Origin of the sequence: Pseudarthrobacter sp. H2 (genome assembly GCF_050157045.1) — a bacterium.
Classification (GTDB): domain Bacteria; phylum Actinomycetota; class Actinomycetes; order Actinomycetales; family Micrococcaceae; genus Arthrobacter.
Genome location: NZ_CP189594.1, coordinates 4,874,819 through 4,888,794, shown reverse-complemented (window position 1 = coordinate 4,888,794; position 13,976 = coordinate 4,874,819). Strand labels below are relative to the sequence as shown.

10 protein-coding genes are annotated in these 13,976 nt (G+C 65.5%); 2 read left to right on the top strand and 8 right to left on the bottom strand.

Annotation, left to right across the window (positions count from 1 at the left end; genetic code table 11):
• Nucleotides 1-7: 7 nt before the first annotated feature.
• The 3 genes from ACQCSZ_RS22660 to ACQCSZ_RS22650 form a co-directional block, all read right to left on the bottom strand.
• On the bottom strand, nucleotides 8-835 hold the full coding sequence (locus tag ACQCSZ_RS22660) for an IclR family transcriptional regulator (RefSeq protein WP_427005841.1): 828 nt from the start codon (nucleotides 833-835) through the stop codon (nucleotides 8-10).
• A 92-nt stretch (nucleotides 836-927) separates the two neighbouring features.
• Nucleotides 928-2,184 carry an aminopeptidase P family protein gene (locus ACQCSZ_RS22655; RefSeq protein WP_427005840.1) on the bottom strand — a complete coding sequence of 419 codons (1,257 nt, stop codon included), beginning with the start codon at nucleotides 2,182-2,184 and terminating at the stop codon, nucleotides 928-930.
• 58 nt (nucleotides 2,185-2,242) lie between these two features.
• Nucleotides 2,243-3,598 (bottom strand): MFS transporter, encoded by a 1,356-nt coding sequence (locus ACQCSZ_RS22650; RefSeq protein ID WP_427005839.1) that lies wholly within the window; start codon nucleotides 3,596-3,598, stop codon nucleotides 2,243-2,245.
• 395 nt (nucleotides 3,599-3,993) lie between these two features.
• On the opposite strand from ACQCSZ_RS22650, the gene ACQCSZ_RS22645 reads away from it, so the two are divergent.
• Together ACQCSZ_RS22645 and ACQCSZ_RS22640 are read left to right on the top strand one after the other, a co-directional pair.
• Entirely contained in the window at nucleotides 3,994-5,130 is a 1,137-nt protein-coding gene (locus ACQCSZ_RS22645; protein WP_427005838.1) for an S-(hydroxymethyl)mycothiol dehydrogenase, read from the top strand.
• Complete coding sequence (locus ACQCSZ_RS22640) at nucleotides 5,127-5,747, top strand: MBL fold metallo-hydrolase (protein ID WP_427005837.1); 621 nt, start codon at nucleotides 5,127-5,129, stop codon at nucleotides 5,745-5,747. Before ACQCSZ_RS22645 ends, ACQCSZ_RS22640 begins: the two co-directional genes overlap by 4 nt.
• A 112-nt stretch (nucleotides 5,748-5,859) precedes the next feature.
• Here the strand turns inward: ACQCSZ_RS22640 and ACQCSZ_RS22635 are convergent, their stop codons facing one another.
• From ACQCSZ_RS22635 to ACQCSZ_RS22615, 5 genes are all read right to left on the bottom strand, one after another.
• Entirely contained in the window at nucleotides 5,860-8,016 is a 2,157-nt protein-coding gene (locus tag ACQCSZ_RS22635) for a glycogen debranching N-terminal domain-containing protein (RefSeq protein WP_427005836.1), read from the bottom strand.
• Nucleotides 8,017-8,329: 313 nt separating this feature from the next.
• Complete coding sequence (locus tag ACQCSZ_RS22630; RefSeq protein WP_427005835.1) at nucleotides 8,330-9,307, bottom strand: ABC transporter substrate-binding protein; 978 nt, start codon at nucleotides 9,305-9,307, stop codon at nucleotides 8,330-8,332.
• A 74-nt stretch (nucleotides 9,308-9,381) separates the two neighbouring features.
• On the bottom strand, nucleotides 9,382-11,415 hold the full coding sequence (locus ACQCSZ_RS22625) for an ABC transporter permease (RefSeq protein WP_427005834.1): 2,034 nt from the start codon (nucleotides 11,413-11,415) through the stop codon (nucleotides 9,382-9,384).
• Nucleotides 11,415-12,449 (bottom strand): quaternary amine ABC transporter ATP-binding protein, encoded by a 1,035-nt coding sequence (locus ACQCSZ_RS22620; protein ID WP_427005833.1) that lies wholly within the window; start codon nucleotides 12,447-12,449, stop codon nucleotides 11,415-11,417. The genes ACQCSZ_RS22625 and ACQCSZ_RS22620 overlap by 1 nt, the downstream gene beginning before the upstream one ends.
• A complete protein-coding gene (locus tag ACQCSZ_RS22615) occupies nucleotides 12,446-13,957 on the bottom strand; it encodes an aldehyde dehydrogenase family protein (RefSeq protein ID WP_427008424.1) in 1,512 nt (503 codons plus the stop codon). The genes ACQCSZ_RS22620 and ACQCSZ_RS22615 overlap by 4 nt, the downstream gene beginning before the upstream one ends.
• Nucleotides 13,958-13,976 lie beyond the last annotated feature (19 nt).

The following is a 13,976-nucleotide window of genomic DNA, read 5'->3' as shown; positions in this document are numbered from 1 at the left end:
CGGCCAGCTAGCGTTGCTTGCGTTGTTCCGTGCTCCCGGGCGCACGTCCGCCCAGGCGGGTGGTGACCCGGTGTGCCGCGGCGGCGCACGCTTCGCCCAGGCTTTGCAGCCGTTCCCGTGAGACGCGGAACCGGGGGGCCGGGACCAGGACGGCGGCCACGACATCGCCCCGGTGGTCATAGACCGGTGCTGCCACGCCCACTTCGTCGATGGAGGATTCGCCGTAGTTGATGGCCCAGCCCCGGCGCGATACGTCCTTGAGCCTGATCTGGTAGGCCTCGATGCCTGCGTCGTCCAGTCCCGGATAGGTGATCGCTCCGCTGCGTAGCATCGCGCTGACGCGTTCGGCGGTTTGGGCGGAGAGGAAGACCTGCACGGAGGCGCTCATGGCGTCGTTGTACCGCGCGCCGAGCGGGGTGGTGTGTTTGATCTGGTGATGGCTGGCGATCTGTTCCACGCACATCGATTCGGTGCCGTTCCACACCATGAGGGCGCTCGTCTCGCCCGTCTGTTCGGCAAGTTCACGCAGGACCGGATACGCCACGCGCCGTTCTTCCAGTTCGGCCAGCAGCGGCCCGGCGATGGCGATCAGCCCCAGGCCCAGGCGGAAACGGCGCGTTTCCGGGTCCCGTTCCACCAGGTGTTCCTGTTCGAAGGTGGCCAGGATCCGGGAAACGGTGCTTTTGTGCAGGCCGACCCTGTTCGCGATCTCGGTGACGCCGAGCAGTGGTTCGTCCGCGGTGAAGGTCCGCAGGACGGCGATGGCGTTGACGATGACGGAGGTGCCCTTGGTGTCGCCGTTTCCGTTGGTGTCAGGAGAATCTGCTGGAGTCATGATATAGACCATCATTCCGTACGGGAGCCGAAAAGCGGCGCCACGTCGGACGTGGCGCCGCTTCCTTGCGGGCTAGGGGCGGTCAGGGACGGTCAGGCGCTGATGATGTTGTGTTCGGGGCCGAAGGGGAACTTGGTGATGTTCTCGGCTCCGTCCTCGCCGACCACCAGGATGTCGTGCTCACGGTAGCCGCCGGCGCCGGGCGCACCGTCCAGGACGGTGATCATGGGTTCCATGGAGACCACCATGCCCGGCTCCAGCACGGTGTCGATGTCCTCGCGGAGCTCCAGTCCGGCTTCCCGGCCGTAGTAGTGGCTCAGGACGCCGAAGGAGTGTCCGTAGCCGAACGTCCGGTTGGCCAGCAGTCCGTGGCCCACATAGATCTCGTTCAGTTCGGCGGCGATGTCCTTGCAGACAGCGCCGGGCTTGATGAGCTCGAGGCCCCGCTTGTGGACTTCCACGTTGATGTTCCACAGCTGAAGGGAGCGGGCATCCGGTTCGCCGTAGAACAGGGTCCGTTCCAGGGCGGTGTAGTAGCCGGAGGTCATCGGGAAGCAGTTCAGGGACAGGATGTCGTGTTCCTGGATCTTGCGGGTAGTGGCCCAGTTATGCGCGCCGTCGGTGTTGATGCCGGACTGGAACCAGACCCAGGTGTCCCGGATTTCGGAATCCGGGAAAGTCCGCGCGATTTCGTGGACCATGGCTTCGGTGCCGATCAGGGCGACCTCGTACTCGGTGATCCCGGCGGTGATGGCGTTGCGGATGGCTTCCCCGCCCAGGTCGCCGATGCGGGCCCCGTGCTTGATGACCTCGATCTCTTCGGCCGACTTGATCATGCGCTGGCGCATGGCGGCCTGGGCCACGTCCACCAGGGTGGCCGATCCGAAGGCGGCCTGGATCTTGTTCCGGTTGTCCAGCGGCAGCGAGTCGTCCTCGACGCCGAGCCGGCGGACGGAAATGCCGCGCGTGCGCAGCGCCTCCTGGATGGCGAAGATGTAGTTGTCCCGGCGCCAGTCCGTGTAGACCACGTTGTCGCCGTAGCTGCGCCGCCACGGCATACCGGCGTCGATGTTCGCGGTGACGGTCACGGTGTCGTCCTTGGTGACCACCATGGCGTAGGAACGGCCGAAGTAGGTGAAGAGGAAGTCGGAGTAGTACTTGATGGAGTGGTAGCTGGTCAGGACGACGGCGTCCAGGCTCTTCTCTGCCATGATCCGGCGGAGGCCGGCGAGCCGGCGCTCAAATTCCGCGGTGGAGAAAGTCAGCTTTTCCTTCTGCCCATTGTGCAGGACCTTCAGGCGCTCCAGTTCTGCGATGGACGTGGCGTTCTCGGATGCTGTGGTGGTCATTGTGGTGATGCCTTTCTTTGGTGCGGTTTCATTCGAGGAAAGTTTGGAGCCCGTCCGACTATTCGTGGCGGAGCGGTTCTTTGCAGGTTTCGCGGGAGAGGGCGACGGCGATCAGGGAGATGACAGCGGCGCCGACCAGGTACCAGGCCGGAGCCAGATTGTTGGCAGTGGCCGCTATCAGCAGGGTGGCCATGAACGGAGCCGTGCCGCCGAAGAGCGCGTTGGAGAGGTTGAAGCTGACCGCGAAGCCGCTGTAGCGGACCCGGGTCGGGAACATTTCGGCAAGGAAGCTCGGCAGCGTACCGTCATTGAGGGTGAGCATGGCGCCCAGCAGGATCTGGACGAGGACGATCACCAGGAAGTTCCCGGTGCCCAGCAGCGCGAAGGCGGGCACTGTCAGCACGATGAAGGTGATGGATGCGCTGATGAGCACCTTCTTGCGGCCGTAGCGGTCCGAGAGCATTCCGGTCAGGAAGATGAACCCGATGTACGTCAGCAGGGCGATGGTGGTTGCCAGGAAGGATTCGGTTGCGCCGAGGCCCAGCTCCGAGGACAGGTAGGTCGGCATGTAGCTGAGAATCACGTAAAAGCCGACGGCGTTGAGCAGCACGGCTCCGACGGCCTGCAGCAGCTGCCGCCAGTGGTTCCGGAACAGGCTGGACACGGGAGCCTTGATGGTCTCGTCCTCGGCTGCCAGTTCGCGGAACACCGGGGTGTCTTCGAGCTTGGTCCGGATGTAGCGTCCGATCAGTCCCATCGGGGCGGCCAGCAGGAATGGCAGGCGCCAACCCCAGCTTTGCATTGCCTCGGAACTGAGCAGGACTGTCAGCAGGCCCGCGATCAGGGAGCCGAGGAGCAGTCCCGCGGCGGTGCTGGCGGGAACGACGGCGGCGTACAGGCCGCGCTTGTTGGCCGGGGCGTACTCCACCAGGAAGGCCGACGCTCCGGCGTATTCACCGGAGGCGGAAAAGCCCTGCGCGACCCTGACAACCAGAAGCAGGATCGGAGCCCAGATGCCGATCGTGTTGTATCCGGGGATCAGTGCGATGCAGAAGGTCGCCCCGGACATGATCAGGATTGACAGGGAAAGTGCGGTCCGCCGGCCGACCTTGTCGCCGATATGGCCCCAGACGAAACCGCCGAGCGGGCGCACCAGGAACGATATTGCGAACAGGGCGAAAGTCAGCAGAAGACCGGTCTGGGGGCTGGATTCGGGGAAGAAGACCACGGCGATGGTTGCGGCCAGATAGCCGTACACGGCGTAGTCGAACCATTCGACGAAGTTGCCGATGAAGCTGGCAGCGATGACTCTACGGCGGGTGTCCTTGCTGATGCCGTCGCCGTTGACGGGTGCGGGCTGGCCGCCGAGCGGCGATGACGCCGATGCAGCCATGGATGTTGTTTCGTTACTCATAGGTCCACCAATGATTTTTTGGGGTTGCAATGAACGCAACGCTGTTGCACAAGACTAAGGGTGATGCGGACCACAGTCAATGATTTTTTGTCTAGAGGTGGAAGAAAACACTGGCTTCGATGCGTTCGTCTTACCATTTCGAGTTCCAGGTGATCAGCCCTAATGTTGCATTAGGCAAAACCGTGTTGCGGTAAAGCAGACCCATGGAAGGCTTTCGGCCGAGGGTCGGCGCGGCCCTGCCGCACAATCTATTGACACCCTCTGTGGGGACTGCCATATTTTCAGTAAGCCCCATATGCACCATGTTGCGTAATACGCAACCAGCTTGAGCCAGCAAGATGGGCAACGATGCCGCCATCAGGAGTCCCGGGGATTCAGGAAAGGAACACAATCCAGTGGTTCACAAGGTAAAGGCAGTCATTGCCAAGGAAAAGAATGCCCCGGTGTCGGTCGAGACCATCCTGGTGCCGGATCCCGGACCGGGCGAGGCCCTGGTGGACATCCTCACCTGCGGCGTCTGCCACACGGACCTGCACTACAAGCAGGGCGGAATCACCGACGATTTTCCCATCCTGCTGGGCCACGAGGCCACCGGTGTGGTCAGCGCCGTCGGACCGGACGTCACCGAGGTGGCTCCCGGCGACCGCGTGATCCTGAACTGGCGCGCCGTGTGCGGCGAATGCCGCGCCTGTGCCAAGGGGCAGCCGCAGTACTGCTTCAACACGCACAACGCCACCCAGAAGATGACGCTCGAGGACGGCACGGAACTCTCGCCCGCGCTTGGCATCGGCGCCTTCGCCGAGAAGACGCTGGTCGCCGCCGGACAGTGCACCAAGGTTGACGAAGACGCCGATCCCGCCGCCGTCGGGCTGCTCGGCTGCGGAGTGATGGCAGGCATTGGCGCCGCGATCAACACCGGTGAGGTCAAGCGGGGCGAATCCGTCGCCGTGATCGGCTGCGGCGGCGTGGGTATCGCCGCCATCGCGGGCGCGAAGCTGGCCGGCGCCACCACGATCATCGCCGTGGACATCGACGCCAACAAGGTGGAAATGGCCAAGTCCCTCGGCGCCACCCACGGGGTGGACTCCAGCAAGGAAGATCCGGTTGAAGCGATCCGGGCGCTGACCGGCGGCAACGGTGCCGACGTCGTGATTGAGGCGGTGGGACGCCCCGAAACCTACAAGCAGGCGTTCTACGCCCGGGACCTGGCCGGCCGCGTGGTGCTGGTGGGCGTCCCGACGCCGGATATGAAGCTCGAGCTGCCCCTGCTGGATGTCTTTGGCCGCGGCGGGTCCCTGAAGTCCTCCTGGTACGGCGACTGCCTGCCGTCCCGGGACTTCCCGATGCTGGTCCAGCACTACAAGCAGGGCAACCTGGACCTCGACGCCTTTGTCACCGAGCGCATCACCATCGACCAGGTGGACGAGGCCTTTGGCAAGATGCACGAGGGCAAGGTCCTGCGTTCCGTGGTCGAAATCCGCCCAGCCGTTGCCGGCGCTGCCGCCGGAACCGCCACGGCGGTCTCCGCATGAGCGTCACCATCGAGAACCTGGTCACCTCGGGGACGTTTTCGCTCGACGGCGGCGCCTGGGACGTGGACAACAACGTCTGGATCGTGGGGAACGAGGACGAATGCGTGATCATCGATTCCCCGCATGACGCAGAGGCGATCATCAGCCAGGTCCGCGGGCGGAAGGTCCTGGCCATCCTGCTCACGCACGCGCACAACGACCACATCGGCGCGGCGCGTGCCGTGGCGGAGGCCGTGAAGGCACCGGTCTACCTGCATCCCGAGGACCTGGTGCTGTGGGAACAGGTCTATCCCGATGCCAGGCCGGACCGCAACCTTGCCGACGGCGACGAGTTCCAGGTGGGCGGGGCCACCCTGCGCGCCCTCCACACCCCTGGCCACTCGCCGGGATCCACCTGCTTCCTCCTGGAGGGCGAAGGGACGGTCTTCACCGGAGACACGCTCTTCAACGGCGGCCCGGGTGCCACCGGCCGGTCCTACAGCGACTACCCCACAATCCTCGCCTCCATCCGCGAACGGCTGCTGACGCTGCCGGCAGGGACCGTGGTCCGCCCCGGCCACGGGGACAGCACCACCATCGGGGCGGAGCGGGAGACGCTGGCCAGGGTCAGCCGATGAAGGCGTCCCCATCAAGTTCGGCAGGCAGCCGGCTCCCGTCGCGGACAAGGACAGCCGCACCCGCCGGAGCGGGTGCGGCTGCCGCAGGGTTCCCGAACGCCTCGCACAGTCCCTAGTCCTTTCTGTGCATCCTGGCCTGCTGCACCAGGTCGGCCATCCAAGGCCGGGTTCCGTGGCGGAGGACCATGCCCTCCGGCAACCCCTGGATGGTCGCGTCGGAGCCGGAAATATCGATGGTAATCCGGCCGCCGGCCATGGGCGCGTTGGTGATGTGCAGGTGTCCGTAGGATTCCGGAAGCACGGGATCCATCCACAGGGCGCCCTCGGAAACGTGCGGGTTGTAGCGCATCAGGTTCGTCACCAGGTAGATCGGTGTGGTGGCCGCCCACGCCTGCGGCGAGCACGCCGTGGGGTAGGGCACAGGCGCGGAGAAGTGCTCCCGGTCGAAGCCGCAGAACAGTTCGGGCAGCCGTCCGTCCGAATGCTCGGCCGCCTCCAGCAGGGCAGTGGAAATCCGCTGCGCCTCCTCCACGAACCCGTAGCGCAGGAGGCCGGCCTGGATGATCGCATTGTCGTGCGGCCAGACGGAGCCGTTGTGGTAGCTCGCAGGATTGTAGGCGCCCATGTCGGATGCCAGGGTCCGCACTCCCCAGCCGCTGAACATTTCCGGGGACATCAGCCGTTCCACGACCAGTGGCGCCTTGTCCTCGTCGATGATGCCGTTCCACAGGCAGTGGCCCATGTTGGACGCGCACGCATCGACCGGACGCTTGTCGCGGTCCAGCGCGATGGCGTAGTAGCCGCGCTCGGGCAGCCAGAACTGTTCGTTGAACTGCTTCTTCAGCCGTGCCGCGCGGTCCCGGAGGTCGGCGGCCAAAGCCTCGTCACCGGCGTCGTACGCCATCCACGACCGCGCCATGTACGCGCCGTAGACGTAACCCTGCACCTCGCACAACGCGATCGGCGCCTCGGCCAGGCGGCCGTCGGCGAAATTGACGCCGTCCCACGAATCCTTCCAGCCCTGGTTGATCAGGCCCCTTTCGTTGAGGCGCGCGTACTCGACGAATCCGTCGCCGTCGCGGTCCCCGTATTTCCGGATCCATTCCATCGCCCGGTCCGCATGGGGCAGCAGGGCGGCAATGGTGTCCTCGGCAAAACCCCAGCGGCTCACCTCGCCGAGCACCAGGACGAACAGCGGCGTGGCGTCGACGCTGCCGTAGTAGGCGGATTTTCCGCCCAGGGAAAGCCCGCTGGAGACGTCGAGCCTGACTTCGTGCAGTATTTTGCCGGGCTCCTCCTCGCTCATCAGGTCCACGGCGCTGCCCTGGCGGTCGGCCAGGGTCTGCACGGTGCCCAGGGCGAGGGACGGGTCCACAGGCATCGACATGATGGAGGCAATCAGCGAGTCGCGTCCGAAAAGGGTCATGAACCAGGGCGCGCCGGCGGCCACGACGATCCGGTCCGGGTGCTGCGGATCCTCAATCCGTAGGGCACCCAGGTCGTCGTAGCTGCGGCGGATGGTCCGTTCGATCGAGCGGTTGCCCATGTGCAGCACAGGAATCTTGGACACCCATGCCTGCCGCCGCCGGTCGCGGGGGGACATTTCCCCGGCAGCAGTGTGGGCGAACGGCTCAGCGGGGCCGGTGCCGTCGACCTTGGGCACCACGCTGACCCAAGTGTTCCAGTCCCCGTGCGGAGGGATGACCGTCCGGTAGGTCAGGGACTCCGCTCCGATGTCGGCGCCACCTGCGTTGACGACGACTCCCTTCCTGACGTCCTGCCAGGCGGCCCGGATGGTCAGCGTGCCGCCGTCCGGCTGGCGGCTCTCTTCCCAGTGCCGCTGGATCCGTGCCTCCTTGACCTCGAAGAGATCCGCGAAGTCCGCTTCAACGCTCAGCTCCACTACGCATTCGGCGGCCTCAGCCGAGTAGTTCCGGACGGTGATCTCCTCCAGGATTCCCGCACCCACTTCGCGCAGGCGCTCCACGATCAGCGGGCTGTCCGCGTACCCGTCCGAGCGGGGAACACGGCCGGCAAACAGTGCGCGGTACGGCTCCTTCGTCTCCGCCGCCAGCGGCTCGATGGACTGGCCGTTGACGGTCAGGTTCCAGCGGGACAGGATCCGGGTGTCTTCATGGAAAACCCCGTGCGGGTGTTCCGGATGGATGTCTCCGTTGGCCGAGGAAATACAGAATGATGAACCCTCCACCAAAGTGACCGTCCCGGCCCCCAATGGCCCGGCAGCTGTATCCGCATTCCATCCGGCCATGGCCGTCTCCTTCAATGGATTGACACCGCTGAGGCGGCGCCCGGACACAAGTCCAACCTGCGGACGCCGCCTTTTGTCTGTGTAACCGACGCTACGCCTAGCTACTCCGCGATGCCAGAGTGGACGGACGGCCGGGTCTTGAACAAATCCTTGCACGGCCTTGAGCCGATGCCGTGGCGGGTCGACCTGATCACCCAGCGCCTGCAGCGCGAAACAGTGGCCTGGGGGAAACGAGTCACCCACCCACGGATCTCCCCTGGGTGGGTGACTTTTGCTGGCTGCTTCTATCCCGTGGGCGGGGGGACGGGCTCGCTTAGTTGAGCCAGGAATCTACAACCTGCTGATTCGCGTCCACCCATTTCTTGGCCGCAGCCTCGGGCGTCATGCCGCCCTGGATGTCCGTGGCAACGGCGTCCTGGTCCTTGTTGGTCCATTTAAAGGCCCTGGCCAGTTTGGCTGCGGGCGATCCGCTGTCCTCGAACTTCTTGGAGATGACCTTGTTGAGCTTGTACGTCGGGTAGTCGCAGGCCACTTTTTCCGGGTTCGCGTCGCAGCCCTCGGTCCACTCCGGCAGATTGACCTTCTTGAGTGAAACCTCGGACAGGAACCACTGCGGCTCGTAGAAGTAGCCAAGGAGCGGCGTCTTATTCTGCTGCGCCGTCCGGAACGACTGGATCAGGGCGGCCTCCGAACCGGAGAACACCACTTTGTAGTCCAGGTTCAGGTTCTTCACCAGGGCCTCGTCGTTGGTGACGAAGGCGGGATCGCCGTCGAGGACCTGGCCCTTTCCGCCGGACTCGGACGTGGCGAACATCGAGGCGTACTTGTTCAGGTTCTTCCCGTCCGTGATGTCCGGGTACTTTTCCGCCATCCATGGCGCCACGTACCAGCCGATGTGTCCTTCATTGCCGGTGGGACCGGCGTCGACCGCCACCTTCTGCTCCGTGATGTACTGCTTGGCCAGATCCTCATGGCCCCAGTTTTCCATAACGACGTCCACCTCACCGGAGGCGAAACCCTGCCAGGAGATCTGCTCGTTCAGGTCCTTCTGGACCACGGTGCAGCCAAGCTTGTTCTTCGCCACGTAGCTGTACACGGCTGCATTCGCCGTGTAGCCCACCCAGGCGTTGAGCGCCACATTAACACTTCCGCACGGCGCCTCGGCGGCACCGGTGGCAGCGGCCACCTGGTTCACCGAGGCGCCGCCGCAGCCTGCCAGGAGCAGGGCGGCGGCAGCAGCTCCAGCCACCGCCGGGACAGTTCGTTTCAACAGCAGTCCAGCTTTTTTCATCGTAAGGTCTCCTTGTTGGGGTGGAACGGGGAGTGTGCGGGGGCCGTCAGGCCCTGCGCCATGGCGCAGGGCGGTTAGGCTGCCGGGGTTTTGGACGAGGGGATTTTCCGCACCGGGGTGGCTGCGGCAGCCTGGGTCATCCTGTCGAGCAGGATGCCGAGGAAGACGATGGCGAGGCCCGCGGCCAGGCCCTTGCCGAAGAGCGCGCTTTGGACAAAGCCGGCGACGACGTCGTACCCGAGGCCGCCTGCGCCCACGAGCGCACCGACCACCACCATGGCCAGGACATAGATCAGGCCCTGGTTGGCGGCGAGGGCCAGGGTCTGCCGGGCCATCGGAAGCTGGACCTTGGTGATGACCTGCCAGGGGGTGGAGCCGCTGGCGACGGCAGCTTCGACAACAGTGGGGGAAATCGCTGAGATACCGTCAGCCGTGATCTTGATGGCCACGGGGGCGGCGTAGATGATGCCGGCGATGATCGCGGTGAACCGGGTGGCGCCGAAGAGTCCCAGGAACGGGACCAGGTACACAAAGGCCGGCATGGTCTGGCCTGCGTCCAGCATGGGCCGCATGATCTGGTCCACCCGCCCGGACCTGCCCATTGCGACGCCGAAGACAACACCCAGAATCATGACCACTGTGGTGGCCACCAGCGTTCCGGCCAGGGTGACCATGGAGTCGCTCCAGAGGCCAAGGTAGATGATCACGCCCAGGCATGCCGTGGTCAGGGCCGCGAGCTTCCAGCCGCCGAGGGCGTAGGCGGCCATGGCAATGACGGCTACGAGGATATAGAAGGGCGTGTCCGTGAGCAGTGACTGGAACGGGTTAAGGATCCCTGTGGTGACGGCTTCCCGGAAGGACACGGTGAACAGGGACAGGTTGGTCTGCATCCACTGGCTGGCCGAGCCGACCGCCTGGACGATCGCCGGGCCGATGTTGAGGTCCTTCGGGAACGCCGCAGCCCACAGCAGGGTCCGGGAGAAATGCACCATGGCCAGTGCCAGCACCAGGGTGACGCCAATGAGGGTGTACCTGGTCCTGCGGGAAACCCTGCGGTTCCGGGCCGCCCCCGGTTCCGCACGGCGGCTGGCGGCGGTGGTCACCCGGTCCAGCACGATCGCGAGCAGCACGATGGAGAGCCCGGCGTTTACGGCCGTGCCGACGTCGAGCGATTGCAGCGCCCGGACCACCACCTGGCCAAGCCCGGGAGCTGCGATCAGCGCCGCGATGGTGACCATGGACAGGGCCGCCATGGTGCCCTGGTTGATGCCCATGACGATGGTACGGCGGGCCATGGGCAGCTGCAGGGTGACCAGCCGCTGCAGGCCCGTCGTGCCCAGCGAATCGGAGGCTTCGCGGGTGTTCTCCGGGATGCAGCGGATGCCGTGCGCCGTCAGGCGGATAATGGGCGGTGCTGCGTAGATCACAGTGGCGATGACGGCCGATGCCGGGCCGATCAGGAAGACCAGGGCAAGCGGGGCCAGATACACGAACGTGGGCAGCGTCTGCATGAAGTCCAGCACCGGCGTGATCACCTTGGCAACCCGGCCGGAGACGCCGGCCACGACGCCGAGCGGGATCCCGACCAGAAGGGTCAGCAGCACGGCGGTGAGGACGAGGGCGAACGTGTAGGTGGCCTCGAGGAACAGGCCCTGAAGTCCGAAGAACACAAAGACGGCGACGGTCAGCGCCGCGACCCGGGCGTTGCCGATCGCGAAGGCGATCCAGCCCAGCAGGCCCACGGTTCCGAGCCAGCCGATCTCCGGCAGGCGCAGGCCCGTGGAACTCGCGGCAAAGGTGGCGATGAACAGGCTGGCCACGGCGTCGACGGCGGCACGCAGGGGCGTGAAGACGTAGAGGAAGACAGGGTTGTCCGCGCGGTTGGCTGCCACCCAGGCGTTGAACTGGTTCAGGGACCGGTGCAGGTCAGTCAGCTCTGAGGCGGGCAGGGTCAGGGTGGAGGTTCCGTGCAGGACGAGGAATCCCAGGATCCAGACGACGGCGGCGCCTCCCAGCAGGATGGTGCGCCGGCTGGGCCTGCGGCGGGGTTCACGGGCGGGCGCGGGTGTGGGTTGCACCGTGGCCCGATCTCGGACGAGGGTAGACATCAGGCCGCTGCTTCCGCGGGCTGCAGCACCGAAAGGATGCTGTCGCGGTCGATCTGCCCCGTGATCCTGCCGCCATCCTCCACCAGGACGGGACAGGAGGAGTGCATGACCGCCGCTATGGCATCCCGGATGATCATCCGGGAGCTGAGGACCGGCGCGTCGCCCGGTGTTCCGGCCGCCACGGGCCGGGTGATCCATTTCAGGGTCAGGACGTCCGCGCGGGGGACTTCGGACACAAAGTCCTCAATATACTTGTCCGCCGGCGAGCCCACCAGATCGTCTCCCGTACCGCACTGGACCGTCTCGCCGTTGCGCATGATCAGGATGCGGTCTCCGAGCTTGAGCGCCTCGGAGAGATCGTGGGTCACGAACACCATGGTCTTGCCCATTTCCTTGTGCAGCCGGATGACTTCCGCCTGCATGTCCCGGCGGATGAGCGGATCCAGCGCGGAGAAGGGCTCATCGAAGAGGATGGTGTCCGGATCGCCGGCCAGGGCCCGGCCCAGGCCGACGCGCTGCTGCATTCCTCCGGACAGCTGGTCCGGGTAGTGCTGTTCGTAGCCCTTCAGGCCGACCAGTTCGATGATTTCACGGGCCCTGGCGTAGCGTTCGTTCTTCGCAGCCCCGCGGATCTGCAGCCCGTAGGAGACGTTGTCCAGCACGGTGCGGTGCGGGAGGAGGCCGAAATGCTGGAACACCATGGACATCTTCCGCCGGCGCAGCTCGCGGAGCTCGGCAACACCTGCCTGCAGGACGTCCTTGCCGTCCACCAGGACCTGCCCGGAGGTGGGCTCGATCAGCCGGGTCAGGCAGCGGATCAGGGTGGATTTGCCGGATCCGGAAAGTCCCATGACCACGAAGACCTCGCCCTTGGCGACGTCGAAACTCAGGTTGCGGACGGCGGTCACGCAGCCGGTGCGTTCAAGCAGTTCCGCGGAGCTGAGGGCCGAGAGTTCTGGATTGTTGGGGATCTTGTCGCCCCCCGGTCCGAAGACCTTCCAAAGGTTGCGCACTGAGATGTCGGGACTGTTCATTGCTGTACTCCTGCCTGTGGAGGCTTGAACCAGTGGCTGGCCTTGGGGTTGATGTTTTGCCAGATATGCTTGGTTTCGCGGTACTCCGCGAGACCTTGGAGACCCAGTTCGCGGCCGTTTCCGGACTTGCCGAATCCGCCCCACTCTGCCTGGGGAACGTACGGGTGGTAGTCGTTGATCCACACCGTGCCGTGCCGGAGGGCCCCGGCCACGCGCTGCGCGCGCGACCCGTCCTGCGTCCAGACGGCGCCAGCCAGTCCGTAGGCGGTGTCGTTGGCCAGGTTGATGGCCTCCTCCTCCGTGCTGAAGGTCTCCACGGTCAGGACTGGTCCGAACGACTCATCCTGCACTGCGTTCATGGAGGTGTGGCAACCGTCCAGGATGGTGGGAGGGTAGTAGCTGCCGAGTGCCATCGCCCCGGTGTCGGGGATATAGCCGCCGCATAGAAGCGTGGCTCCTTCGTCGATGCCGGCCTGGACGTAGGCATGGACCTTGTCACGGTGCGCGGCCGAGATCAGCGGGCCGGTCTCCGCGAGCTCGTCGAAGGGGCCGCCAAGCCGGATGGCCTGCGCACGTCGCACCAGTTCCGCCACGAATTCGTCGTGGATCGATTCTTCGATGATGAGCCTGGTTCCGGCCGAGCACACCTGACCCGAATGCAGGAACACCGCGGTGAGGGCGTTGTCCAGGGCGGACTCGCGGTCGGCATCGGCGAAGACGATGTTCGGATTCTTCCCGCCCAGTTCCAGGGCAACGCGCTTCACCGTGTTGGCCGCGGTCTTCATGATGTTGATCCCCGTGGCCAGGCCGCCGGTGAACGAGACCAGGTCAACGTCCGGGCTTTCGCTCAGGACTGCGCCGACCTCGGGACCGGTGCCGGTGACGAGGTTGGCGACCCCGGCCGGCAACCCGGCCTCAAGGAGCGTATCCATCAGCAGGATGGAGGTGGAGGGAGTCAGCTCACTGGGTTTGAGGACGAAGGTATTGCCGGCCAACAGGGCCGGGGCCACCTTCCAGGACGCCTGCAGGAGGGGGTAGTTCCATGGCGTGATGAGCCCGCACACACCCACAGGGGCGTGGACCACGCGGCTGATGGTTTCCGGTATCCCGGTATCGATCACGCGGCCGGCGTCCGTTCCGGCGATGCCGCCGTAGTACCTGAAGCAGGCGGCGATATCGTCGATGTCGTATTCCGCTTCGACGTAGCGTTTGCCTGTGTCGAGGGCTTCGGCCCGGGCGTAAAGCGCCTTGTCGCGTTCCAGCAGTTCGGCGGTGCGGAGCAGGACCTGTCCGCGTTCCTTCTCGCTGGTGCCGGGCCACGCGCCGCCATCGAACGCCCTGCGGGCGCTGGCAACCGCGGCCTCGGCATCGGCGGGGGTGGATTCGGCCACCTCGGCGACTTGTTGGCCGTCGGCCGGGCACGTGATGCTCCGCGTTCTTCCGGCGGCCGCCTGGGCCCACCGGCCGTCCACGAACAGGCCCCGTACCGGCGCCGCGTCCTGGTCCATCACGGTCGGGCTGCCGGTC

Coding starts and splice junctions, on each gene's coding strand:
- ACQCSZ_RS22650 (WP_427005839.1), bottom strand. CDS start 3,598: ATGAGTAACGAAACAACATCCATGGCTGCATCGGCGTCATCGCCGCTC.
- ACQCSZ_RS22615 (WP_427008424.1), bottom strand. CDS start 13,957: ATGGACCAGGACGCGGCGCCGGTACGGGGCCTGTTCGTGGACGGCCGG.
- ACQCSZ_RS22640 (WP_427005837.1), top strand. CDS start 5,127: ATGAGCGTCACCATCGAGAACCTGGTCACCTCGGGGACGTTTTCGCTC.
- ACQCSZ_RS22625 (WP_427005834.1), bottom strand. CDS start 11,415: ATGTCTACCCTCGTCCGAGATCGGGCCACGGTGCAACCCACACCCGCG.
- ACQCSZ_RS22655 (WP_427005840.1), bottom strand. CDS start 2,184: ATGACCACCACAGCATCCGAGAACGCCACGTCCATCGCAGAACTGGAG.
- ACQCSZ_RS22660 (WP_427005841.1), bottom strand. CDS start 835: ATGACTCCAGCAGATTCTCCTGACACCAACGGAAACGGCGACACCAAG.
- ACQCSZ_RS22635 (WP_427005836.1), bottom strand. CDS start 8,016: ATGGCCGGATGGAATGCGGATACAGCTGCCGGGCCATTGGGGGCCGGG.
- ACQCSZ_RS22620 (WP_427005833.1), bottom strand. CDS start 12,449: ATGAACAGTCCCGACATCTCAGTGCGCAACCTTTGGAAGGTCTTCGGA.
- ACQCSZ_RS22630 (WP_427005835.1), bottom strand. CDS start 9,307: ATGAAAAAAGCTGGACTGCTGTTGAAACGAACTGTCCCGGCGGTGGCT.